This is a genomic window from Streptomyces sulphureus DSM 40104 (assembly GCF_000381025.1).
Lineage (GTDB): Bacteria > Actinomycetota > Actinomycetes > Streptomycetales > Streptomycetaceae > Streptomyces > Streptomyces sulphureus.
In genome coordinates this window covers 42,541-65,900 of record NZ_KB905825.1, presented here as the reverse complement: position 1 = coordinate 65,900, position 23,360 = coordinate 42,541, and the positions used below count along the sequence as shown (strand labels likewise).

The following is a 23,360-nucleotide window of genomic DNA, read 5'->3' as shown; positions in this document are numbered from 1 at the left end:
GTCACAACTGCCTGTGCCGGACCCTACCGGGCCCGAGCCGGGTCACGTTCCTCACCCGGCGTGCGGTGTACGGAGGTGTCAGGCACCGACCCGGAAGCGTGCGAAGTGCTTCACGCCGACTCCGGCCTCGTCCAGCACCTTCTCCACCGACTTCTTGTTGTCCTTGGCGAAGGGCTGGTCGAGGAGGACGTTCTCCTTGAAGAAGCCCGTGACGCGCCCCTCGACGATCTTCGGCAGGGCCTGCTCGGGCTTGCCCTCCTCGCGTGCGGTCTCTTCGGCGATGCGCCGCTCACTGGCGACGGTCTCCTCCGGGACCTCCTCGCGGGAGAGGTACTTCGGCCCGAAGGCAGCGATGTGCTGCGCCACGTCCTTGCCGGTCTCGGCGTCCGCCTTGTCCAGCTCCAGGAGCACGCCGACCTGCGGGGGCAGGTCCGGGTCGGTGCGGTGCAGGTAGTGGGCGACGTAGGCGCCGGAGAACTGCGCGAAGCGGTCGAGGACGATCTTCTCACCGAGGTTGGCGTTGGCCTCGTCGACGTACGCCTGGACGGTCTTGCCCGGCTCGATCTCCGAACCGAGCAGCGCGTCGATGTCGGCGGGGCTCGTCGCGGCGACGTGCTCGGCGAGCGCGTTGGCGGCGGCGAGGAACTTGTCGCCCTTCGCGACGAAGTCCGTCTCGCACTTCAGCTCGACGAGGACGCCGGTGCTCTTGTCGTCAGCGACCAGCGCCACGACGGCGCCGTTCTCCGCGGAGCGGCTCTCGCGCTTGGCCACGCCCTTCTGGCCCTTGACGCGGAGGACCTCGACGGCCTTCTCCACGTCGCCCTCGGCCTCGTCGAGCGCCTTCTTGCAGTCCATCATGCCGGCGCCGGTGAGCTCGCGGAGCTTCTTGACGTCAGCGGCGGAGTAGTTCGCCATGGTCTGTGATTCTCTTCCCGGAAAGTCGATGAGGATGATGCGGCCGGCGGCGACGCACTACCGCGTTCCGCCGTGCCGGCCGCTGCTCCACGCGCGCGGTACGGCGGGGCTACCCCCCGCCGTACCGCGGTGGAACCGGCCCTGAGCGGGCGCCGAGTGCCTTGGTCAGGCCTGTCCGGCCTGCTCTGCCGAGGGCACCTCGGCCTGCTCGGCCTCGGCTGCCTGCTCGGTCTCGGGCGAGGACTGCACCTCGGACTCCGCGGCCTCCTCGGCGTCCTTCGTCTCGGCCTTGTCGCCGTCGAGGAGCTCGCGCTCCCACTCGGCGAGCGGCTCGCCCGCGGCCTTCTCGCCCTTGCCCTCGCTGGAGCCGCCGGAGGAGCGCGCGATCAGGCCCTCCGCCGCGGCGTCCGCGATGACGCGGGTGAGCAGCGTGACGGAGCGGATCGCGTCGTCGTTGCCCGGGATCTTGTAGTCGACCTCGTCCGGGTCGCAGTTGGTGTCGAGGATCGCGACGACCGGGATGTTGAGCTTGCGGGCCTCGCCGACCGCGATGTGCTCCTTCTTGGTGTCCACGATCCAGACGGCGCTCGGCACCTTCTGCATCTCACGGATACCACCGAGGGTCTTCTCCAGCTTCGCCTTCTCGCGCGAGAGGACGAGCAGCTCCTTCTTGGTGAGGCCGGAGGCCGCGACGTCGTCGAAGTCGATCTCCTCCAGCTCCTTGAGACGCTGGAGGCGCTTGTAGACGGTGGAGAAGTTGGTCAGCATGCCGCCGAGCCAGCGCTGGTTGACGTAGGGCATGCCCACGCGGCTGGCCTGCTCGGCGATGGCCTCCTGGGCCTGCTTCTTGGTGCCGACGAACATGATCGAGCCGCCGTGCGCGACGGTCTCCTTGACGAACTCGTAGGCGCGGTCGATGTACGACAGCGACTGGAGCAGGTCGATGATGTAGATGCCGTTGCGCTCGGTGAAGATGAAGCGCTTCATCTTCGGGTTCCAGCGGCGGGTCTGGTGCCCGAAGTGGACGCCGCTCTCCAGCAGCTCCCGCATCGTGACGACGGCCATGGCCGTTCTCCTTGAGGTACTCGGTTGTCTCACCGGGGCCGGTCGGCCTCGGCGTGCCTGACGCCCCTGTCGCGCCGCACCGTCGACGGCCTGAAGAGGCGGTCTCCGGCACCGAGTTGCGCGGCCACCGTGCGAGGGTGGCGGGACGTGCGAAGTCAGCCCGGCAGACCGGGCCGCCCCAGCAGTGTACGGGAACCGTGCAGTCGCCTGCGCCCTCGGCTCCGCTGCTGCCGTCGGGCCGTGCCGGGTACCGGTGGCGGGCGGCCTCGAAAGGCTGCCGTTCGGCGGTGCGTGCGCGGGAGTTCGTGGACGGCACGGGAAGCGGCAGCTCGACCTTGACGCGGCGATCCCCCTCAAAGGTGACGAAGTTATCCCCAACTGTCGGGTTATCCACAGAAACTGAGCATGATCACCGACCTTCCGCGGAAGTCGCGATCCTCTTCACATGCACCGCACTCACCGCACCCGTCGGGCCGGCCATCGCGTCGCCGGCCACGGCTCCGTCCGTCGCCTCGTCGGTTCCGAACTCGGCCACGAGTCACGGGGGCACGCTTCCCGGCGTCCGGTCCCCTCCTGGGCGAAGGCGTCGGCCTTCCGCCGCGCGAGGAGCGCCGGCGTCTCGGTGGATCTCGCTGCTGCTCCGCCGGTTTCCGGTCACCGCCTCCGCCGAAGCAGCAGGTGGCGCCCGTCCGTCATGGCGCTCGCCGTCCTCGTGCTGCTGACGGCGGCGTCCCTCCTGGCGGGTCTCGCGGAAGCTGCTCCCTCGCCGCCAGGAACAGCCGTCACCCCGCCCGCGCCCTCTCACACTCCCGCGCTCGGCACTCTCCCTCCCGCGCAGCCGGGCGCGGGTCCACCTTCCCCGTTCGGGTTCGCGCCGCCGGAAGGCGTCTGCCGGGGAGGGGCCCTGCCCGGACGGGGATGCGGTCCGGCCGGCCGTCGGGCCTGGCCGGTCGCGGGGAGCGAGCCGGGGAGGCGTCCGCTCGTGGCCCGAGGCTGGGAGCGGCCGCCCCGCCCCTGGGCCGCCGGCCACCGAGGCGTGGATCTCACGGTCGGCAGCGGGCGGCCGGTGGTGGCCGCGGCGCCGGGCAAGGTCGTCTTCGTCGGGAAGGTGGCGAACAGGGGTGTGGTCTCGATCGCTCTCCACCAGAGCGGAAGCCCGCCGCTGCGCGTCACCTACCAGTCGGTCCGCCCGAGGGTGCGGAGCGGAGCCGTCGTCCGCGCCGGGGAGACCGTGGCGACGACGACAGCAGCGGCACCCACTCCGCATCACCGCTGCCGCGGAGGATGCCTGCACTGGGGCCTGCTGCGGGGAGACCGGTACCTCGACCCGCTCTCGCTGCTCCCGCCGGGGATGCTCGGCGGCCGGGCCCGGCTCCTACCGATCTACGGAGTCCCGCGCCCTGTCTCGTATTCAGGTCCGGTACGCCGGGCGGACCGCTGCGGAGCGCGCCCTCACCCGGCGACGCCGCGCAGCGCGAAGCCCACCGCCGCCTCCACCACCTGCTCCGGCTCCTCGGCGGCACCGAGTTCGATCCTCCGCACGGCGGCGTCCACCACGCCTTGCAGCATCATCGCCACCAACCGGGGCTGCTCGTGGCCCAGTTGGCCGAGAGCGTCGACGATCATCGCGATGAGCCCGCCATGAGCGGCTCGGATGCGCTCGCGGGCAGCCCCGTCCAGCTCACCGACGGAGATCGCCACCACTGCTCGGTGCCTGCGATCCGCCACCAGCGAGAGCTGGCTGCGCACGTAGGCCGCGAGCTGCGCCTCCGGCGACTCCTCCGCTGCCATCGCGGCCTCGACCTCGGCCGCCCAAACGGGGAAGTCGACCGCGCACAACTCCTCGACCACTGCTGCACGGGATCGGAAATACTCGTAGACCGAAGAGCGGGCGAGGCCCGTGCGCTGCGCGAGGGCGGGGAAGGTCAACGCCTCGGTACCGCCCTCGGAGAGCAGCGAACGTGCGGCGTCCAACAGGGCGGCGCGTTGCATGTTCCGGTGCTCGGCCACTGAGGCCGCTCGAATCCTGGGCACCGTCCCAGCTTACGAAGGAGACATGGGCCAGCGCTCGGGTAGGGCCGAATCGTACGGAGCGAACTGTCGAACGAGCTGCTGTGCGGCGACGGTCGGTACGGTTCAGCGCCCGGCGTCGGCGAGCTTGGCACGCAGGTGCAGCACCGACTTGCTGTGGATCTGACTCACCCTGCTCTCGGTCACCCCGAGGACCTGGCCGATCTCCGCGAGGGTCAGCCCTTCGTAGTAGTAGAGCGTGATCACCGTCTTCTCGCGCTCGGGCAGGCTGTTGATGGCCCGTGCAAGCAGGAGGCGGAGCTCCCGGTCCTCGGCAACCTCGACGGGGTTGTCGGCGGAGGTGTCCTCCAGCGTGTCCATCAGACTGAGTCGATCGCCGCCCTCACCGCCGACGTGGAGCAGCTCTTCGAGGGCGACGACGTTGGCGAGGGACAACTGACTGAAAATACCATGCAGTTCACCCTGGGAGATCCCCATATGGCCGGCCACCTCCGACTCCGACGGACTGCGCCTATGGGACGCCTCCAGCGTCGCGTAGGCACGTTCGACGGCTCTCGCCTTCTGCCGTACCGAGCGGGGAATCCAGTCGAGCGCCCGCAGCTCGTCGATCATGGCGCCCCTGATGCGGGTGATCGCATAGGTCTCGAATTTGTTCGACCTGTCTGGGTCGAACTTCTCGATGGCGTCGATGAGTCCGAAGACGCCGGAGGAGACGAAGTCCCCTTGCTCCACGTTGGAGGGAAGCCCCACGCTCACTCGTCCCGCCACGTACTTCACCAGTGGTGAATAGTGCAGGATGAGCTGCTCTCGGAGCCTGGAATCCCCCGTTCGCTTGTAGGCGCGCCACAGTTCCTCCAGCGTGGCGGGCACGGCTTCGCCGCCTTCTGGGATTGCCATGGCCGTACGGTCAGGCCCGGTGATGTGCTGGGGCATTCGTCGCCTAGCCGTTCTGCTTCGTGAAGAGCCGTCTGCGTGCTGCGGAATGGTGGTCTGCTCAGTGGTACGAGATGAGTGCCGCGGTGGCGAATGGCGTGAGCGTAACGCGACCGCGACACCGCCCAACTCGCTGGAAGCGTCGCTCTGTTGTACGCATTCGAAGCGCACGCAAAAGTACGGGCGGCGCACGGCAAAACACCGGCAACCGCGCGAGCCCGCACAAGGTCCGCGCCGGCGCACATGGAGCAGCCTTCCACTCCATAGACCCAGGTCAAGGAACGGCTCATCACACGATCGAGTGCCGTCTCCCACCGCCCTTCAACTGCCACTCGTCGCCGACCCGTTCGACAAAACCGAGCGCGTGAAGTTCACCCAGCCTGATCCGGAGCACTTCCGGGGGAACGCCTGCCTCACGTGCGAGGCTGCCGAGGCTCGATGTGCCCGACGCCGGCAGCGCCTCCAGTACCGCGGCCGTCTGAGCCGGCAGGAGATCCCTCGGAAGATCCGGTCCACGCCGCTCGGGCGCCAGTTCGCCGACTGCACCCACGAGTTCGACGACCTCGTCGGCGTCCGTGACGACGCTGCCCTCTCCCCTGAGGAGTTCGTGGACGCCCGCGGAGCGACCGGAGGTGACCGGACCAGGGACGCCCATCAGGTGTCTTCCGAGACGGCGTGCATGACGTGCCGTCACGAGAGAGCCGCTCCGCACCGGCGCCTCGATCACGACCGTGCCACGGGTGAGAGCCGCGATGACACGGTTTCTGAGCACGAAGCGACTGCGCGTCGGATGGTCCCCGGGCGCCAACTCGGCGAGCAGCAGACCCTGCTGCGCGAGCCGACCGGCCAGTTCCCGATGCCCTGGCGGGTAAGCGACATCAACCCCGCAGGCCAGCACGCCGGCGGTGGGTCCTGAGACGGAGAGCGCCCCCCGGTGGGCGGCGCCGTCGACCCCGTAGGCAACGCCGGAGACGACCGTCCACCCCCGCTCCGCGAGACCCGCCCCGAGCACCGCAGCCATACGGCTGCCGTAGTCGGTGCAGGCCCGCGCTCCCACGAGGGCGACGGAGCGCAGTGCCCAAAACCGCAGTGAGGGGCGGCCACGCACCCAGAGCCCGACGGGGCGGGCCATGTCCAAGTCGTCGAGCTGGCGGGGCCATTCGGCATCCCCCGGGCAGAGAAACCGCCCTCCGAGCTCGGCGACGGCGGCGAGGTCCGCCTCCGGAGCGACGCGTTCTGCCCTGAGTCTCAGCCCTCGCCAAACGTGCTCGGAGGCACCGGGCAACGGAGGTGGGGCCGGCCGCTCACGCAGGCACTCCCAGACCGCCTGCGGCCCGTGTTCGCTGAGCCAACGCCCCGCACGCACGTCCCCAGGCTCCACCACGCGGGTCAGCGCCGCCCTCGCCAACCGCTCCTCCGCGCCGGCGTTCACACCCCCTCCCCGAGTGAGACGGGCGTGGCCCCGGGTGCCGCACCCCGGCTGATCCCGGTCCGCAGTTCGAGGGCCCAGTCGACGTCCTCGCGGTCGGGTCTGTCGTGCCCTGCCAGGTCGGCTACGGTCCAGGCGACCCGGAGCACCCTGTCGAGTCCGCGCGCAGTGAGCAGGCCACGCTCCATCTCCCGCTCAGCCTGGCTCAGCGCTCCGTCCGCTACCGGGTAGTGGCTGCGCAGAGTATGGCCGGGGACCTGGCTGTTGGTGCTCCAGTGGCTCCCCGCGTAACGAGCCGACGCGCGCTCGCGTGCCGCTCGTACCCTTTCCGCTACGACGGCGGTGGTCTCCGTGGCGCCGGCTGCTGCCATGAGTTCCGCGCGGGCCAACGGCTCGACGGCGACGCGGAGATCCACACGGTCCATCAACGGCCCCGAGAGCCGCGCCCGGTAGCGGCGCACAGTGGACGGCCGGCACTCGCAGACGCCGGCGGCCGTGCCGAACCGCCCGCAGGGGCACGGGTTCGCAGCGAGGACCAACAGAAAGCTCGCCGGCATCCGCACCATTCCCGCTGCCCGCGCGACGACGACGTACCCGGACTCCAGCGGCTGCCGCAGCGCGTCGAGTACGCGGGCACTGCATTCGGCCGCCTCGTCGACAAAAAGAACCCCACGGTGGGCGAGCGAGACCGCCCCGGGCCGCGGGACACCGGAGCCGCCGCCCGCGAGGGCCGCGATCGTCGCGGAGTGGTGCGGCGAGCAGTACGGCGGACGGTCGATGAGGGGCTGGCCGGCCTCGAGTGCGCCCGCGACCGAATGGACGGCCGTCGCCTCCAGCGACTCCTGCCGGCTCAGCGGCGGGAGCAGCCCGGGAAGGCGCTCGGCGAGCATCGTCTTCCCCGCGCCGGGCGGGCCCTTGAGGAAGAGGTGGTGGCCTCCCGCTGCCGAGATCTCCAGCGCAGAGCGTGCACGGCGCTGCCCTGCGACGTCGCTGAGGTCAGGGACTCGGACCGGCCCGGAGCCCGGCAGACTGCTCTGGGACGAGACGAGGCCGAAGGTGTCCGGCACCGTCGGGTCGTGGCCGGGCTCGGCCGGCGGCTCCTCGGGCACTGGCTCGTCCCCGAGCACCGCGATCAACTGCCGCAGGCTGCGCACCCCGAGCACGGAGACGTCGGGGACGAGGGCGGCCTCAGCCGCCGCCGACTCGGGGACGACGACCTGGCGGTACCCGGCTTCGGCCGCGGCGAGCACCGCGGGGAGCACACCGCGGACGGGGCGTACGCGGCCGTCGAGCCCGAGTTCGCCGATCATCATCAGGCCGGCGATCTCCCGCGGGTCGATCCGCTCGGCCGCGCCCAACACGGCGCAGGCGACGGCGAGATCGAATCCGCTCCCCGCCTTCGGGACGGACGCGGGGCTGAGCCCCACCGTGAGCTTGCGCTGGGGCCACTCGACCCCGGAGTTCGCCAGCGCCGCACGGACCCGGTCCTTGCTCTCGCTGAGGCTTTTGTCCGGGAGTCCGACGAGGGTGAAGGTTGCGATGCCGGGTTCGAGATCGGCCTGGACCTCGACCGGGACCCCCTCGACCCCGACGAGCGCCACGGAGCAGGTACGGGCGAAGGTCACTCACCCCACCCCCCGGACGTGCTCAACGAGCGGGGCACCGCGATCGGGGAGGACCACGCCGATGAGATCGATGCGGACGCCCTCCATGGGCGGGCTGCCGTACCTCGGTAGCCAGCGCTCCGTGAGCCACCTGGAGGCGAGCCGCCTCAGCCGGGCGTACTTCGAGGGCGGAACGGAGGCCATGGGCTGGGCGTACAGCCCTGCCCTGCGGGTTTTCACCTCGCAGATCACCAACGCGTGGCGATCACGCGCAATGATGTCGATCTCGCCTTCCCTGCACCGCCAGTTGCGCTCCAGGACCGCCATTCCGCCGTCACGGAGACGCCGTGCGGCGAGATCCTCTCCATACCTGCCGAGCGCGCGTTGTGCGTTCATCTCCACCACCTCCGGCGGAGACTCTGCCGCTAGCGCAGAAGAAAAGTGGATCTTGGTGAATTCCTGTGGATTACCCGGGAGTTGTGGAAAACCCGGTCATTCCGAAGAGTGACACCAGAGCACGAACCCCCGGCCGACAGGGGTCACTTGAACCCCGAGTCCTCCGGCAGGTCGAGCTCGCGCTTGTTGAGCTCCTCGACGTTGACATCCTTGAAGGTGAGGACGCGGACCTGCTTCACGAACCGCGCCGGCCTGTACATGTCCCACACCCAGGCGTCGGCCATCGACACCTCGAAGAAGACCTCTCCCTGGACCGAGTGGACCTGCATCTCGTAGTCGTTGGTGAGGTAGAAGCGCCGGTCCGTCTCGACGACGTACCGGAAGAGACCCACGACGTCCCGGTACTCCCGGTAGAGCTTCAGCTCCATGTCCGTCTCGTACTTTTCGAGGTCCTCGGCACTCATGGCATGTTCCCCTTCAGCCGTGCGTCCTCCCATTGTGCGTCACGGGGGTCAACCCCGTGGAGAGGAGTTCACTCTGCGGGCGATCGGCGCCCAGGCCGCGCCACCGAAGATCAGCACCGCTCCGACCGGAATCGCGACCGCAAGCAACCGTACCGGTCCGGGCTCCGAGGGCTCGCCCGGGAGCTCGTCCGTCCACTCGGCCCGCTCGAGCACACCGAGACCGCTGATCGGCCAGGCGACGGCGTCGACCCGGGCCTGAACGGCCGAGCGCGGGACGGCGCCGTGGTCGCCGTCGTCGAGGTGAGCGGTGGAGTCGAGGGAGGCGAGCCGGTTGTCGCCGAGGAGGAAAAGCTTGCCCTCGGGCACGACCGTCGCTCCGAAGGGGCGCTGTGCGTCCTTGCCGCGCGCTGAGCGCACGTACGGCTCGTCGATCGCCTGGTCCCCGACGGTGAGGCGGCCGCGGCTGTCGCAGCAGGCGACCTTGTCGCCCCCGACGCCGACCACCCGCTTCACCATCGGCACCGAGCCCCATACGGAGTCCTGGAAGACGACGACGTCCCCTCTGCGCACCTCGTCCCCGTCGACCCGTTCCGCGAGCACCCGGTCCCCCGGCTTCACCGTGGGGTCCATGGAGTCGGTCGGCACCGTGTACGGCTGGTAGAGAAGAGCACCCCAGACGAATCCGCCGAGGAAGAGGACGCAGCCGAGCGCCACGGCGACGCCCGAGAGTATGCGTCCCACGGGAGATATCCCGGCCCCGCCCGCCGCCTCGGCCATGCCCGCCCCTGATCGCTCACGCGCCACGGCGGCCGCCAACCCCGGCGCCTCCCGGTGCGCTTCGGAAGATCCGGAGCGCACACTACCCGGCGGTACGGGCGGCGTCAGCCCCGTTACACGGCCTGGCGGACCCGTGCCCTGCGGCGCCAGAGGACGAACGGGACAGCCCCGGCGAGCCCGAACGCGCCCGGGACCGCGGTGGAGGCCGCACCTGCGAGACCCTGACTGCTGAAGGTGTCGGGAACGGAGAGCGCGTCCCAGCGGTTGACCGGCCAGGCGATCACGACGGCGCGACCGACGACGTTCTCCTCCGGCACGAAACCGCCTCCGGGCTGCGTCTCGTGGTACCGCGAGTCGAGCGAGTCCTGACGGTGGTCACCCATGACCCAGAGCTTGCCGTCCGGCACCTTGATCGGGCCGAACGGCTTGTCGTTGCAGGGGGTGTTGCCGGGGAAGAGGTACTCCGACTCCTTGAGCGCCTTGCCGTTGACCCGCACCGAGCCGTTCTCCTTGCACTCGACGGTGTCGCCGCCGACCGCGATCACGCGCTTGATCAGATCCTTCTCATTGCCGGAGGGCATCAGGCCGACAAAGCTCAACGCCTTCTGGACCACGTTCTCCTCGACCTCGACCTCCGGCAGCCAGCCGCCCGGATCGTGGAAGACGACCACCTCGCCCCGGTCCGGCGTCGAACCGAACCAGGGGGTGAGCTTGTCGACGAGGACACGGTCGCCACGCTGGAGGGTGTTCTGCATCGAGTCGGACGGGATGGAGAACGCCTGGAGCAGGAAGGTCTTGATCAGCAGGGCGAGCACGAGCGCAACGACGATCAGCAGCGGCAGTTCTTTCCAGAACGGGCGCTGGTTCTTCTCGGAGCGCCCGTCGCTCTCCGCCTTCTCCTGCTCCCGGTGGCTCACGCCGCTCACTTCGCTCCCGTCTTCCCGCTCAGTCGATTCCACCGGAGGCGCGGGCGGTTGCTCGGCACCGGAAGGGGCCCGGTCATCGTGCTCCCCACCGTCGTCCGAGTCCCCGGAACCCGACCGTGCGCCGACCGCCACATCCCCCACGTTCACTCCTCACGCTGCGCTGCCGCCTGACCGTCAACCGGTGCAGGCCCACCACTCCCATAACGAGCGGGAGTTCCGCAGAGAACGGGAGTGGGGTGACCCGATTGTCGTCGGACCCGGCGGACGCCGGGGAACCCGCGGCGTCCGGTACTGAAGCATAGGTCTCCGGCTCCTCCAGTCTCCGCCAGTGGTCGAAGGGCCAGGCGATCACGACGGCGCGGCCGAGCACCAGGTCCTCGGGGACCGTCCCGCGACCCGGGTCCCGGAGGTGATACCGGGAGTCGGCCGAGTTGCCGCGGTGGTCGCCCATGACGAACACGCGGCCGATCGGCACCTCGACGTCGAACTTCACCCGGGACGGCTTGTCACCCGGATTGATGTAAGGCTCCTCCAGCGGCTGACCGTTGACGGTCACTTTGCCCTCGCTGTTGCAGCACTTGACGGTGTCCCCACCCACGGCGACCACACGCTTGATGAGGTCCTGCTCGTCGTCGGAGGGAAGCAGGCCGATGAAGGTGAGCAGCTCCTTGCCCTGCTTGATGCCGGGCGGATCGTCGGCCGGCTCCGACTGCTCCTGCTCCAGCCAGCCGCCCGGGTCCTCGAATACGACGACGTCCCCCCGCTCGGGACGGCTGCCGAACCACGGGGTCAGCTTGTCGACGAGGACGCGGTCGCCGATCCGGATCGTCTGCTCCATCGACCCCGACGGGATCACGAACGCCTGCACGAGGAAGGTCTTGAGGAGCAACGCGATCAGCAGCGCCACCCCGACGAGTATCGGCACCTCCTTGGTGGCCGAAAGCCGTCGCCTGCGCCTGTTCCGCTTCGCCCGACGGCGCCTCACCGCGCGTCCCTCGCCCGGTGGCGGCAGCGGAGTCGGCTCGGCGACGCTCTCGAGGAAGGCGTCGGCTCGGCGGTCGGCCGCCTCGGGGTCCTCCGGCGGTACCCCGAAGTCCCGCCCGTTGAAGGTCTCTTGCGGGTAGGGCTGCGCGCCGTACGGCGGAGACGGGTCGATACCCGGCGGGGGCGCGCTCGCGCCGTAGGCGCCCGGTGCCTGCGCAGGCGTCCCGTTCGGGCCAGGCGGCGCCCACGGGGCCCCGGGCTGGACGGGCCGAGGGCTGCCGTAGTCGAACGGCTCCGAGTAGTCGTACCGGCCGGGGTGGCCGTAGCCGCCCTGCGGGGGCGGCGACGAGGGTCGCCGACCGTACGTCGGCCCCTCACCGTCAGCCACGGTCGCCGCCGGCTGCCGCGGGTACCGTGGTCCATCGCCCGACGGGCCAACCGATCCAGTCCGCGCGGCCGATGACGCGGTCGAGCGGTACGGTGCCGCCGCCCGGGCCGCCGAGGTGGTCGCGCGAGTCACTGGAGTCGGAGCGGTGGTCCCCCATCACCCACAACCGTCCGTCCGGGACCTCGATGTCGAAAGGCACCGTCGACGGTGCGTCGCCGGGATGCAGGTACGCCTCGTCGACCGGCTCACCGTTCACCTCGATCCTCCCCCGCTCGTCGCAGCAGGCGACGCTGTCCCCGCCGACCCCGACGACGCGCTTGACGTAGTCGGAGCCCGAGGCGTCGGACAGTCCGACCGCAGCCCCGGCCCGCCGCAGCAGCGCGGCGAGACGGTTGCCCTCCGGTTCCTCGTCCTCGAACGAGCCGGCGCCGTCGAAGACGACGACATCGCCGCGGTCGGGACGGTCACCCGAGGTGTAGGCCAGCTTGTTGACCAGCACCCGGTCACCGACTTGCAGCGTGGGCTCCATCGAGGAACTCGGAATCAGAAAAGGCTGCACCACAAAGGCGCTGGTCAGCAAGAGCACAATCAGGAGGCCGCAGAGGGGGGTGCCCCAACGCACAGCGCGCGACCGCCGCTTCCTCCCCTGCTCGGAGACGGAAGGGCGATCGCGCTGCTGGTTCTGCTCGGATACGTCGTCCACGGTGTGTGCGACCGGGGCACCGCACCGGGACGAGCCCTGTCGGGCCGTTCGACGCGGGCCCGCGGGATCAGTTCTCGCGCTTCTCCTTGATCTTGGCGGCCTTGCCGCGCAGACCGCGGAGGTAGTAGAGCTTCGCCCGGCGGACATCACCGCGGGTCACAACCTCGATCTTCTCAACGATCGGGGTGTGCACGGGGAAGGTGCGCTCGACACCCACGCTGAAGCTGATCTTGCGGACCGTGAAGGTCTCGCGGACGCCGTCGCCCTGGCGGCGGATGCAGACGCCCTTGAACTGCTGCACACGCGAGCGGTTGCCCTCGATAACGCGCACGTGCACGTTGAGGGTGTCGCCCGGACGGAACGCCGGGATGTCGCTGCGCAGCGAGGCCGCGTCGACGGAGTCGAGTACGTGAGACATAGAAGTCCGCTTCCTCGTCGATGCCACAGGTCATCGACGGAATGCTCGTGATTCTGAAGGGGTTCCGAGGTCTGGAGAACCCGGATGCTCGCCGGGTGGGCGTCGGTCCCCCTGTGGCAGGGTCGCCACTCCCACGCGAGCGACGGCCCATTCTTCCACGCCGTCCCCGGCGGGCAAAATTCAGGGGTCCGCAGCCGCCGGACCTTCGACCGGACGAAGCCGCTGAGCTCCGCCCGGGGCCTCGGGCGGCTCCTCCAACTCCCAGCCCAGTTCCCGCAGGACGCGCAGGTCCGCCGCGTCGAGCGCGGTCGGCTCCGTGCGTCGTACGAGGTCGGGGCGGAAGGCGCTGGTGCGCCGCCACGCCTCGTCCCTGCGCCACCGGGCGATCCGCCCGTGGTGACCGCTGAGCAGCACCTCGGGGATGCCGCGGCCGCGCCATTCCGGAGGCTTGGTGTAGACGGGGCCCTCCAGCAGGTCGGCCATGGGCCCCGGCGCGAAGGAGTCGTCCTGGTGCGAAGCGGAGTTGCCCAGTACCCCGGGGACCAGCCTGGCCACGGCCTCCACCATGACGAGGACCGGTGCCTCTCCCCCGGCGAGCACGTAGTCCCCGATGGAGACCTCTCGCACGTCGAAGCGGTCGGCGTACTCGTCGATCACCCGCCGGTCGATCCCCTCGTACCGGGAGGGCGTGAAGACGAGCCACGGCGCCTCCGCGAGCTCGCCTGCGAGCTGCTGCGTGAACGGGCGACCGCTCGGCGTCGGCACGACGATCACCGGCGGCTCGGCCGGTTCCGGGCCGATCACGGTGTCGAGCGCCTCTCCCCAGGGCTCGGGCTTCATCACCATGCCGGGGCCGCCGCCGTAGGGGGTGTCGTCGACGGTGTGGTGGCGATCGTGCGTCCAGGCGCGGAGGTCGTGGACGCGGACGTCGAGCAGGCCGCGTTCACCGGCCTTGCCGAGGAGCGAGAGCCGCAGAGGCTCCAGGTACTCGGGGAAGACGGTGACGACGTCTATCCTCACGCCTGCCCCTTCCCCTCGTCGGCGTCGAGGAGGCCAGGGGGCGGATCGACGACGAGGCGCTGCTCGTCGAGGTCGACCTCGGGGACGATCTCCGTGACGAACGGGATCATCACCTCGCCCCCCTCGGGCGTCCCGACGATGAGCAGGTCCTGCGACGGCAGGTGCGCGACCTCCGAGACGCGGCCGACCGCGACACCCTCGACGGTGACCACGTCGAGGTCGGTCAACTGGTGGTCGTAGAACTCCTCGGGGTCTTCCGGCTGTTCGTCCGGATCGACCTCGGCGACGAGGAGGGTGTTGCGGAGCCCCTCGGCCGCCGTGCGGTCGTTGACGCCGGCGAACCGCAGGACGAGTCGGCCGCTGTGGACGCGGCCCTGCTCGATGGTGAGCGGGCCCGCCTCGGGCGGGTCCGTGGCGAGTACGGCACCGGGTCCGAGGCGCAGCTCCGGTTCGTCCGTACGCACCTCGACGGTGACCTCGCCCTTGATGCCGTGGGCACGGCCGATCCGCGCGACGACTAGTTGCACTCTCGTGCCCTCTCGAAATTGCCGGCCGCGATGTGCGGCTGAAACTGCTGCCGTCGACAACGGGCCGGGGACGGCTGCTGCCGTCCCCGGCCCGTGCCGGTGCTCATCTCCCGCTGCTCAGCGGACCTGGTCCACGTCGACGAGGTCGACGCGGACTCCCCGGCCCCCGAGCGCCCCGATGACGGTGCGCAGCGCCTTGGCGGTGCGGCCGTTGCGGCCGATCACCTTGCCGAGGTCGTCCGGGTGGACCCGGACCTCCAGCACACGGCCGCGACGCAGGTTACGCGCCGCGATCTGCACCTCGTCGGGGTTGTCGACGATGCCCTTCACAAGGTGCTCGAGGGCCTCCTCGAGCATCCTCAGGCTCCGGTCGACTCGTCAGAGGACTCGGCCTTGGCCTCGTCCGCCTTCTTCTCCGACTTCTTCGCCTTGGGGGTGATCGCTTCGCCCTTGGCTTCCTCGCCGGTGTCCTTGGCCGCGGCCTCGAAGACGGCGCGCTTGTCGGCCTTGGGCTCGGGGAGCTTCATCGGCTCGGGGGCGGGCAGGCCCTTGAACTTCTGCCAGTCACCGGTGACCTTGAGGATGGCCTGGACGGGCTCGGTCGGCTGGGCGCCGACGCCGAGCCAGTACTGCACGCGCTCGCTGTCGACCTTGATCCGCGAGGGGTTCTCGGTCGGGTGGTACTGGCCGATCTCCTCGATCGCACGGCCGTCGCGGCGGGTGCGGGAGTCGGCGACGATGACGCGGTAGTGCGGGGCCCGGATCTTGCCCAGACGCTTCAGCTTGATCTTGACTGCCACGGGTGTGGTGTCTCCTGGTCTTGACGTGGGTGGACACTGCGGAATCCACGTGGGGTTGCGGTCCTGGTGTCCGGTGGACGCGTCAGCCGGAGGAGAGAGGGGTCCTGTGCGGCTGTCGGGTACAGCGGCCAATGATGCCACACGGGCGCAACGCGGCCGAACCGCCCCAGGAACCGGTCCGAGCGGCTGGAGCCGCCCTCCCCGAGGCTCCGGAGGGCGGCTCCCGCGGGCGGACGGCGGCCGCTGTCCTCAGCCGACGGCGGCCACGGGCTCCGGCGCACTCGACTCGGCGGGGATGCGGAACGGCTTGCCGCACGCTCCGCACATGATCGGCGCCTGCGCCAGCACCGAGGGGACGACCCGGACGTTCCGCCCGCAGTCGCAGACGGCCTTGACGCGCACGCCCCCGCCCGAGGAGCCGTGCCGGGCCGCGGGGCCGCGGAAGCTCCTTCCGGTGTCGGACGTCGTCGCCGCGCTGTACGCCTTCAGCGCGCGCTGGAGGCGCTCCATGGTCGGGCGGTAGCGGCGTCTGGTCTCCGGGGTGAGGATCACCAGCGAGAAGCCGCTGCTGGGGTGCGGCTCCTCCGGGTGGTCCAGCCCCAACTCCTCGGCGATGCCCAGGAATCGGCGGTTGTGGTAGCGGCCGGCCCGCGAGGTGTCGCGGACTCCGCGCGCGGCGGCGATGCCGTGCACGGCCTCGTGGAGCAGCCGTTCGAAGGAGAGCCCCGTGCCGCAGGCGGACGAGGACTCACCGATGAGCGATTCGGGCGCGGCCAGATCCGGCAGCTCGGGGTGGTGCCGTTGAATGTCGGCCCAGGCGGCTGCCAGTTCGGCGGCGAGTACTGGTGGTGTCGTGCTCACGTCGTTCTCAACGAGTCGGGGTGCCCCAGTGTTCCGATTCCGGGCCATCCCAAATATTTTGCACGTACCAGTCAGTTCTCACCGATGGGTCTGGACGCGGGCGCCTGCGAAGAACTGCGGAGGACCCGTACACCTGTCGCATGCCGGGACGTATCGACGGACAGGCAGTGTGCGGTGGCACGCCTACTGGGACGGTGCGCGCGGCTTATCGGCTCCGCTCGGCCGGTGCTGCGTGGGTGTGCGGCACGTGCTAGCGGCATGAGCCCCTTGCGGCTCGGGACTGGACGCCGATCTTTGAGCTGCCCCTGTCGAGTGAGCGTACCTCGGAGATCGCTTCCCGTACCGAAGAGGCCGCGAGCATCCGCATATGCCCCTTCGCAGTCGGCACCCTGCACCCGCAAATCCCGTTGCGGAGCCGCCTCGTGGCGAAATCTGGTACGACGAGCGCGTGCGTGAGCGGCGAGGCAGCCGGCTCCACGCCGCCGTCAGCCCCTCGGCCACTCCTCGGCGGTGAGTGCGAAGCGCTCGTGGTCGCGCCAGTCGTCGTTGATGTAGAGCATGCGCGGCGAGAAGCCCTCGTGGCGGAAGCCGAGACGGCGGGCGAGCGCGAGGGAGCGCTCGTTCTCCGGCTGCACGTTGATCTCAAGCCGGTGGAGGCCGAGCCCCTCGGGGATCGGGGCGAAGCAGCGGTCGACGATGAGGCGGAGTCCCTCGGTCATGCGGCCGGTCCCCGCGTACGGGAGGTAACTGTCGTAGCCGAGGGAGGCGTTGCGGAACCTCCCGCGCGCGATGTTGGCCACGTTCACCCGCCCGACGAGGCCGTCGTCGCCGCCGTCGAAGATCAGGAAGCTGCGGAGCAGCGGGCCCTGGCGGCGCAGCAGGTCCGGGAGGCCGTCCGGCTCCACCGGGTTCCACGGGGTGAGGTGGTCGGCGGAGCGCAGGACGGCCTCGCTGTACGCCCGTTCGTCCTCGGGCTGCGGCGGGCGGATGTAGACATGCATGCCCACATCATCGTCCTCACACGGACAAGGCTCACTTGGGGGGCAGCATGTCCTTGAATTCCTTGGGGAGTTCGAACCCGCCCGGGCCCTGGCCGGGTCCCGGGATGCCGAAGGCGCTGCCCTGCTCCCCCGACTTGCGATCGGACTCGGCCTGCTCCTGCTGCTTGCGCTTCATCGGGTTGCCCGACTGGCGCTTGCCCTTCGCCTTCTTCTGCTGCTTCGCCTTCTTCTTCGCGGCGCCGCCCGGCGCCCCCGGCATACCGGGCATGCCGCCGCCCTGGGCCATCTTCGACATCATCTTCCGCGCCTCGAAGAACCGCTCGATCAGGTTCTTCACGGCGCTGACGTCGACGCCCGAACCGCGCGCGATGCGCGCCCTGCGCGACCCGTTGATGAGCGTGGGCTCGGCGCGCTCCCCAGGCGTCATGGACTTGATGATGGCAGCGGTGCGGTCGACGTCCCGCTCGTCGAGGTCGTTGATCTGCTCCTTCATCTGACCCATGCCGGGCATCATGCCGAGGAGCTTGGAGATGGAGCCCATCTTCCGGACCTGTTCCATCTGGGCCAGGAAGTCGTCGAGCGTGAACTCCTTGGGGCCCTTCGCCAGTTTGGCCGCCATCTTCTCGGCCTCTTGCTGGCTGAAGGTCTCCTCGGCCTTCTCGATCAGCGTGAGCATGTCGCCCATGCCGAGGATGCGCGACGCCATCCGGTCCGGGTGGAAAGCGTCGAAGTCGTCGAGCTTCTCGCCGTTGGAGGCGAACATGATCTGCTTGCCCGTGACGTGCGCCACCGAGAGGGCGGCACCGCCGCGGGCGTCGCCGTCGAGCTTGGAGAGGACGACGCCGTCGAAGCCGACGCCGTCGCGGAACGCCTCGGCCGTCGAGACCGCGTCCTGACCGATCATCGCGTCGACGACGAAGAGGACCTCGTCGGGGCTGACCGCGTCGCGGATGTCCGCGGCCTGCTGCATCAGCTCCTCGTCGATGCCGAGACGGCCCGCGGTGTCGACGATGACGACGTCGTGCTGCTTCTCCTTGGCGTGCGTGACCGAGTCCTTGGCGACCTCGATCGGGTCCCCGACGCCGTTGCCCGGCTCCGGCGCGAAGACGGCGACGCCGGCGCGCTCGGCGACGACGGAGAGCTGGTTGACGGCGTTGGGGCGCTGGAGGTCGGCGGCGACGAGGAGCGGCGTGTGGCCCTGCTTCTGAAGCCAGCGGCCGAGCTTGCCCGCGAGGGTGGTCTTGCCCGCACCCTGGAGGCCGGCGAGCATGATCACCGTCGGCGGGTTCTTCGCGAAGCGGAGCCGTCGTGTCTCGCCGCCGAGGACGCCGACGAGCTCCTCATTGACGATCTTGATGACCTGCTGGGCGGGGTTGAGCGCCTGGGAGACCTCGGCGCCGAGCGCCCGCTCCTTGACCTGCTTGATGAAGGCGCGGACCACGGGCAGCGCGACGTCCGCCTCCAGGAGCGCGACCCGGATCTCGCGCGCCGTGGCGTCGATGTCCGCCTCGGACAGGCGGCCCTTGCCCCGGAGGTTCTTGAAGGTCGCTGCGAGGCGATCGGAAAGAGTGTCGAACACGGCGGTCGCGGGTCCTTCGCGTTGGCGGTCAAGTGGCAGTCGACCCCCAAGGGTATCCGCCTCGCGGGGTAACGGTCAGCGCCGGGTTTGCGACGGGCGCAGGCGGACCCCGACTACGGCCGCGTCAGCGCTTCCCGGAGCGCGGCGGCGAGCGCGGCGGCGTCGGAGAGCGGCGCTCCCCGCCCGTCCGTCACGTAGAAGGCGTCCACCGCGTTGGCCCCGAGTGTGCTGACGTGTGCGCTGCGCACGCGTACCCCCGCGTCCTCCAGCGCCTTGCCGATCCGGTGGAGCAGCCCGGGGGCGTCCTGGGCCCTGACCTCCAGGACGGTGGCGAGCTCGGAGCCGTCGGGCGGCACCGTCACCACGGGCGGCGGTGCCGGCGCCCCGCGCCTCCGTCCGTACGCCGTCTCGCGCTCCGCGAGGCGTGCGGTGATGTCGAGGGCGCCGCGTAGCGCGCGCTGGAGGTCGGAGCGGAGCCGATCGGCCTGCGGGAGCGAGCCGTACTCGGCGGCGACCCGCCAGGTCAGCAGCAGAACGGGGCGCCTGTCCGCGGCGAGCTCGCCCGGCAGCTCGACGGTGCGCAGGTCGGCGGCGCGCACCGTGAGCCGGTGGAGCGCCAGCACACCGGCCGCGCACGGCAGCACTCCCGGCTGGTCGGGGACGGCGAGGAGCAACTCGACGCCGACGGGCTCGGGTTCGGACTCCTCGCCTCCGGCGTCCGTCGTGTGCGCCGGCGGTTGCGTCCGCGCGCGGAGCGCGAGTACGGGGCCGTCCGTGCGCCGTGCCTCCACGGCCAACCGCTCGGCCTCCGCCGTCGGACGGACGTCCGCGGACAGCGGTGCGGGTGCGCCGGCGAGCAGCGCGTCGGTCCGCTCGACGAGGTCCCCGACGAGCGCGGCGCGCCAGGCGGACCAGGCCGCGGGTCCGGTGGCGCGCGCGTCGGCCTCGCTGAGCGCGTGCAGGAGCTCCAACGTGCCCCTGGTGCCCACGGACTCGGCGACGGCCCGGACCGTGGCGGGGTCGTCGAGGTCGCGCCGGGTCGCCGTCTCGACGAGCAGCAGATGGTGGCGGACGAGAAGGGCGACGGTCGCGGCCTCCGCCTTGGCGAAGCCGATCCGCAGTGCGAGCCGCTCGGCGATGCCCGCACCCTCGGCGGAGTGGTCGCCGGGGAGTCCCTTGCCGATGTCGTGGAGGAGCGCGGCGACGAGCAGGAGGTCGGGACGGTGGACCCGGCGGGTGAGCGCGGAGGCACGGACGGCCGTCTCCACGAGGTGCCGGTCGACGGTGAACAGGTGCACGGGGTTGTGCTGCGGTCGGCACCGCACCTGCTCCCAGTCGGGGAGGAGTTCGGAGATCAGCCCCTCCGCTTCCAGCGCCTCCCAGACCGGCACCGTCGGGACGCCGGCGCCGAGCAGGGTGACGAACTCCTCGCGGGCCTCCTGCGGCCACGGCACCGGCAGCTTGCGCACGGCGGGTGCGAGCCGGCGCACCGACGCGGGGGCGAGCGGGAGTCCGGCCTGCGCGGCGGCCGAGGCCGCGCGGAGCGCGAGCACCGGGTCGCGCTCGGGGCGTGCGCCGCGCGCGAGCACGGCCTCCCCTTCGTGCTCGACGACGCCCTCGGCGAGCGGCGTCCGCTCCGGCGCTCCCGCCCCGGCGCCGGCCGTGCGCCCCGCACCTCCCAACACGCCGCGCCGGCCCGGCCGTTGTGTACGGGACCGCAGCACGCGCCCGACCTCGCGCCACGTCACCTCGCTCGCGTAGGAGACGCGTCGCGCGGCCTCGTAGACGCGGCGCAGCAGCGCGTCCGCGTCGGCGAGGCCGAGGTCGGCGGCGACCTGCGGCTGGTCCTGCTGCGTGAGGCGGTCGGTGGCGCGGCCGGTGGCGAGGTGGAGCGCGTCGCGTACGTCGAGGAGGGCGGTGCGGGAGGCGGCGAGCCCCTCGCGCGGTGCGTCTGCGAGCCAGGAGGAGGCGACGGCGCGGAGCGCGGTGACGTCGCGGAGGCCGCCGCGCGCCTCCTTCAGGTCGGGGTCGAGGAGGTGTCGGAGGTCGCCGTGGCGGCGTGCGCGATCCTCGTCCAGCTCTCTCAACTCCGGGAGTCTCTCGGCGGCTTGGGCACGCCACTGCGCCAGCACCGCGGTCCGCGTCGACGCGGTGAGCTGCGCGTCGCCCGCGAGGTGGCGCGCGTCGAGGAGGCCGAGCTGCACCCTGAGGTCGTCGGCCGCGGTACGCCGGGCCTGTGCGGGGGTGCGCACCGAGTGGTCGAGGTCGAGGCCGGCGTCCCAGACGGGGTACCAGACGCGATCGGCGAGTGCGGCGAGGCGTTGCCCGTCCAGGATGCCGTCGTGGAGGAGGAGCAGGTCGAGGTCGCTCCTGGGCGACAGCTCGCCGCGTCCGTACCCGCCGACCGCGACGAGCGAGGCGCCCTCGGCGTCGCCGAAAAGGGAGGCGAGCCAGCGGTCGGTGAGGGCGGCGAGCTCGGCGCGACGCGGCGCTCCCGGCTGGGAGTCGCCGTGCAGGAGGCGCAGCCGGGCCGCCGCGTAACTGCCGTCGGCTGCGGTCGGGTTGGGGCCTCGCGTGGCTGTCATCCGTTCCCCTGACTCAGTACGCAAGCCGGCGTACGCCCCGGTGAGCACGGGACGTACGCCGGGTGGTTCTAGAGCGCATCGGGACCGCGGTCGCCGGTGCGGACCCGTACAGCGGCCTCGACGGGAACGACCCAGACCTTGCCGTCGCCGATTTTGCCGGTCCTCGCCGCTTCGACGACGATCTCGGTCAACTGCTCGGCGACCTCGTCCTCGACGAGCACCTCGATCCGAGCCTTCGGCACGAGGTCGACGGTGTACTCCGCACCCCGGTAGACCTCCGTGTGGCCGCGCTGGCGCCCGTACCCGCTGGACTCGGTGACGGTGAGGCCCTGGACCCCGAAGGCACGGAGCGCCTCCTTCACCTCGTCGAGGCGGTGCGGCTTGACGACCGCGGTGATGAGCTTCATGCGTCCACCTTCTTGTCCTTCGCCGTCTGCGCGGCGTCCTGGTCGATGCCGGACCCGGTGCGGGAGCGGGAGGAGCCGCCGACCGCGCTGAAGTCGTAGGCGGTCTCGGCGTGGAACGCCCGGTCGACGCCTGCGGTCTCGTCGTCCTCGTCGGCACGGAAGCCGATGGTGACCTGGATGAGCTTGGCGAGGAGCCAGGAGACGGCGAAGGAGAAGGCCATCACGGAGAAGGCGCCGATCGCCTGCTTCCCGAACTGCCCGGCACCACCGACGCCGTCGACGGCGAGGAAGCCGACCATCAGCGTCCCGATCACGCCGCCGACGAGGTGGACGCCGACGACGTCGAGCGAGTCGTCGTAGCCCAACTTGTACTTGAGGCTGACGGCCCAGGAGCAGACGAGGCCGGCGACGACGCCGATGGCGAGCGCCCCCATGGCGTTGACGTCCGCGCCGGACGGGGTGATCGCGACGAGGCCGGCGATCGCGCCGGAGGCCGCACCGAGCGTGGTGCAGGCGCCATGGCGGAGGCGCTCGTAGACGAGCCAGCCGAGGACGGCGGCGCCCGTGGCGAGCTGGGTGTTGAGCGCCATGTTGGCGGTGGTGCCGTCGACGGCGAGCTCGGAGCCTGCGTTGAAGCCGAACCAGCCGAACCACAGCAGCGCGGCGCCGAGGACGACGAGCGGCAGGTTGTGGGGCCGCATCGGCTCCTTCGGGTAGCCGATGCGCTTGCCGACGACGAGCGCGGCGGCGAGCGCGCCGACACCGGCGTTGATGTGGACGGCGGTGCCCCCGGCGAAGTCGATGACGTCGAGCTCGGCGAGCCATCCGCCGTCGGCCCACACCCAGTGGGCGACCGGGAAGTAGACGACGGTGCCCCACAGCGCGATGAAGAGCGCCCAGGAACCGAATTTCACACGGTCCGCGAGTGCGCCGCTCATCAGCGCCGGAGTGAGAATGGCGAACATCATTTGGAAGACCACGAAAGCGAAGACGGGGATGCCGCCCTCTTCCGTGAGGCTCTCGGGTCCTATGCCCTTCAAGCCGACGAAGTCGAGGTTCCCGATGACGCCTCCGGTATCGGGACCGAATGCCAGCGAGTAGCCGTACAGCACCCACAGGACGCCCATGATGCCGAGCGAGATGAAGGACATGATGAGCATGTTGAGGGCGCTCTTGACCCTGACCATGCCGCCGTAGAAGAAGGCGAGCCCCGGTGTCATCAACATGACCAGGAACGCGCTGACCAATACGAAAGCGGTATCCGCGCCGTTCAATGGACGTCTCCTCGAAGTCGCAAGCCGTGCGGGCAGATTCTGCGGGCGGTATGCACCCAGATTCTTTGAGCCGCGTTTCCTTCGGTGCCGACGTCTGTTGCGCGCACGTGAAGATGGCGGGACCGGTGTTACGCCGGGATGAATGGCCCGTGTTTTGCGCACGGGGAGCACTATTCTCCGGGCCGGGTCTCGCGGTGGCGCCGGCGGGCGCGGGCGCCTAGGAGCCGGCCGCGGCGGACCCGGTGATCTGGCGGGGGAGCCGAATCGATTCGA

Annotated in this window: 23 protein-coding genes and 1 pseudogene; 1 reads left to right on the top strand and 23 read right to left on the bottom strand. The window is 70.8% G+C overall.

Going from position 1 to position 23,360, the window contains the following annotated elements; genetic code table 11:
• Positions 1 to 78: 78 nt before the first annotated feature.
• Both tsf and rpsB read right to left on the bottom strand, forming a co-directional pair.
• Positions 79 to 915 carry a translation elongation factor Ts gene (gene tsf, locus F603_RS0127440; protein ID WP_019549138.1) on the bottom strand — a complete coding sequence of 279 codons (837 nt, stop codon included), beginning with the start codon at positions 913 to 915 and terminating at the stop codon, positions 79 to 81.
• Between the two features lie 165 nt (positions 916 to 1,080).
• Positions 1,081 to 1,980, bottom strand: a complete 900-nt coding sequence (gene rpsB / locus F603_RS0127435) for a 30S ribosomal protein S2 (RefSeq protein ID WP_019549137.1) — start codon at positions 1,978 to 1,980, stop codon at positions 1,081 to 1,083.
• A 445-nt stretch (positions 1,981 to 2,425) separates the two neighbouring features.
• On the opposite strand from rpsB, the pseudogene F603_RS34395 reads away from it, so the two are divergent.
• Positions 2,426 to 3,298: pseudogene (locus tag F603_RS34395) on the top strand (peptidoglycan DD-metalloendopeptidase family protein); the annotation flags it as partial.
• Positions 3,299 to 3,432: 134 nt separating this feature from the next.
• Here F603_RS34395 and F603_RS0127425 read toward each other — a convergent pair.
• From F603_RS0127425 to F603_RS0127325, 21 genes are all read right to left on the bottom strand, one after another.
• Positions 3,433 to 3,990, bottom strand: coding sequence for a TetR/AcrR family transcriptional regulator (locus F603_RS0127425; RefSeq protein WP_019549135.1), 558 nt, complete (start codon positions 3,988 to 3,990; stop codon positions 3,433 to 3,435).
• Positions 3,991 to 4,116: 126 nt separating this feature from the next.
• The gene (gene whiG / locus F603_RS0127420) at positions 4,117 to 4,944 is read right to left on the bottom strand and encodes an RNA polymerase sigma factor WhiG (protein ID WP_019549134.1); all 828 of its coding nucleotides are present in this window, start codon (positions 4,942 to 4,944) and stop codon (positions 4,117 to 4,119) included.
• 289 nt (positions 4,945 to 5,233) lie between these two features.
• Entirely contained in the window at positions 5,234 to 6,376 is a 1,143-nt protein-coding gene (gene dprA / locus F603_RS0127415; RefSeq protein ID WP_019549133.1) for a DNA-processing protein DprA, read from the bottom strand.
• A complete protein-coding gene (locus tag F603_RS0127410; RefSeq protein ID WP_019549132.1) occupies positions 6,373 to 7,998 on the bottom strand; it encodes a YifB family Mg chelatase-like AAA ATPase in 1,626 nt (541 codons plus the stop codon). The genes dprA and F603_RS0127410 overlap by 4 nt, the downstream gene beginning before the upstream one ends.
• Complete coding sequence (locus F603_RS0127405) at positions 7,999 to 8,373, bottom strand: YraN family protein (RefSeq protein WP_026328765.1); 375 nt, start codon at positions 8,371 to 8,373, stop codon at positions 7,999 to 8,001.
• A gap of 143 nt (positions 8,374 to 8,516) precedes the next feature.
• A complete protein-coding gene (locus F603_RS0127400; protein WP_019549130.1) occupies positions 8,517 to 8,837 on the bottom strand; it encodes a DUF2469 domain-containing protein in 321 nt (106 codons plus the stop codon).
• 48 nt (positions 8,838 to 8,885) lie between these two features.
• Positions 8,886 to 9,614, bottom strand: a complete 729-nt coding sequence (lepB, locus tag F603_RS0127395; protein ID WP_026328764.1) for a signal peptidase I — start codon at positions 9,612 to 9,614, stop codon at positions 8,886 to 8,888.
• A gap of 113 nt (positions 9,615 to 9,727) precedes the next feature.
• Positions 9,728 to 10,672: a signal peptidase I gene (gene lepB, locus F603_RS0127390; protein ID WP_019549128.1), complete on the bottom strand. Its 945-nt coding sequence runs from the start codon at positions 10,670 to 10,672 to the stop codon at positions 9,728 to 9,730.
• Positions 10,614 to 11,696, bottom strand: coding sequence for a signal peptidase I (gene lepB, locus F603_RS33060; RefSeq protein WP_425427025.1), 1,083 nt, complete (start codon positions 11,694 to 11,696; stop codon positions 10,614 to 10,616). The genes lepB (F603_RS0127390) and lepB (F603_RS33060) overlap by 59 nt, the downstream gene beginning before the upstream one ends.
• Positions 11,697 to 11,904: 208 nt before the next feature.
• The gene (gene lepB / locus F603_RS0127380; RefSeq protein ID WP_211231131.1) at positions 11,905 to 12,615 is read right to left on the bottom strand and encodes a signal peptidase I; all 711 of its coding nucleotides are present in this window, start codon (positions 12,613 to 12,615) and stop codon (positions 11,905 to 11,907) included.
• 67 nt (positions 12,616 to 12,682) lie between these two features.
• Positions 12,683 to 13,033, bottom strand: coding sequence for a 50S ribosomal protein L19 (rplS, locus tag F603_RS0127375; protein ID WP_016909878.1), 351 nt, complete (start codon positions 13,031 to 13,033; stop codon positions 12,683 to 12,685).
• A gap of 180 nt (positions 13,034 to 13,213) precedes the next feature.
• Positions 13,214 to 14,053, bottom strand: coding sequence for a tRNA (guanosine(37)-N1)-methyltransferase TrmD (trmD, locus tag F603_RS0127370; protein ID WP_019549126.1), 840 nt, complete (start codon positions 14,051 to 14,053; stop codon positions 13,214 to 13,216).
• Positions 14,050 to 14,580 carry a ribosome maturation factor RimM gene (rimM, locus tag F603_RS0127365; protein WP_019549125.1) on the bottom strand — a complete coding sequence of 177 codons (531 nt, stop codon included), beginning with the start codon at positions 14,578 to 14,580 and terminating at the stop codon, positions 14,050 to 14,052. Before rimM ends, trmD begins: the two co-directional genes overlap by 4 nt.
• 117 nt (positions 14,581 to 14,697) lie before the next feature.
• The gene (locus F603_RS0127360; protein WP_016909881.1) at positions 14,698 to 14,937 is read right to left on the bottom strand and encodes an RNA-binding protein; all 240 of its coding nucleotides are present in this window, start codon (positions 14,935 to 14,937) and stop codon (positions 14,698 to 14,700) included.
• Positions 14,938 to 14,939: 2 nt separating this feature from the next.
• The gene (gene rpsP / locus F603_RS0127355; RefSeq protein ID WP_016909882.1) at positions 14,940 to 15,380 is read right to left on the bottom strand and encodes a 30S ribosomal protein S16; all 441 of its coding nucleotides are present in this window, start codon (positions 15,378 to 15,380) and stop codon (positions 14,940 to 14,942) included.
• A 249-nt stretch (positions 15,381 to 15,629) separates the two neighbouring features.
• Positions 15,630 to 16,289: a hypothetical protein gene (locus F603_RS0127350; RefSeq protein ID WP_211231130.1), complete on the bottom strand. Its 660-nt coding sequence runs from the start codon at positions 16,287 to 16,289 to the stop codon at positions 15,630 to 15,632.
• A gap of 437 nt (positions 16,290 to 16,726) precedes the next feature.
• A complete protein-coding gene (locus F603_RS0127345) occupies positions 16,727 to 17,242 on the bottom strand; it encodes a GNAT family N-acetyltransferase (RefSeq protein ID WP_211231129.1) in 516 nt (171 codons plus the stop codon).
• A gap of 31 nt (positions 17,243 to 17,273) precedes the next feature.
• Positions 17,274 to 18,821: a signal recognition particle protein gene (gene ffh / locus F603_RS0127340; protein ID WP_019549122.1), complete on the bottom strand. Its 1,548-nt coding sequence runs from the start codon at positions 18,819 to 18,821 to the stop codon at positions 17,274 to 17,276.
• Positions 18,822 to 18,934: 113 nt separating this feature from the next.
• Positions 18,935 to 21,406 carry a [protein-PII] uridylyltransferase gene (locus F603_RS0127335; protein WP_019549121.1) on the bottom strand — a complete coding sequence of 824 codons (2,472 nt, stop codon included), beginning with the start codon at positions 21,404 to 21,406 and terminating at the stop codon, positions 18,935 to 18,937.
• Positions 21,407 to 21,474: 68 nt separating this feature from the next.
• Positions 21,475 to 21,813, bottom strand: a complete 339-nt coding sequence (locus tag F603_RS0127330; protein WP_019549120.1) for a P-II family nitrogen regulator — start codon at positions 21,811 to 21,813, stop codon at positions 21,475 to 21,477.
• Positions 21,810 to 23,087 carry an ammonium transporter gene (locus tag F603_RS0127325; RefSeq protein WP_026328763.1) on the bottom strand — a complete coding sequence of 426 codons (1,278 nt, stop codon included), beginning with the start codon at positions 23,085 to 23,087 and terminating at the stop codon, positions 21,810 to 21,812. The genes F603_RS0127330 and F603_RS0127325 overlap by 4 nt, the downstream gene beginning before the upstream one ends.
• Positions 23,088 to 23,360 lie beyond the last annotated feature (273 nt).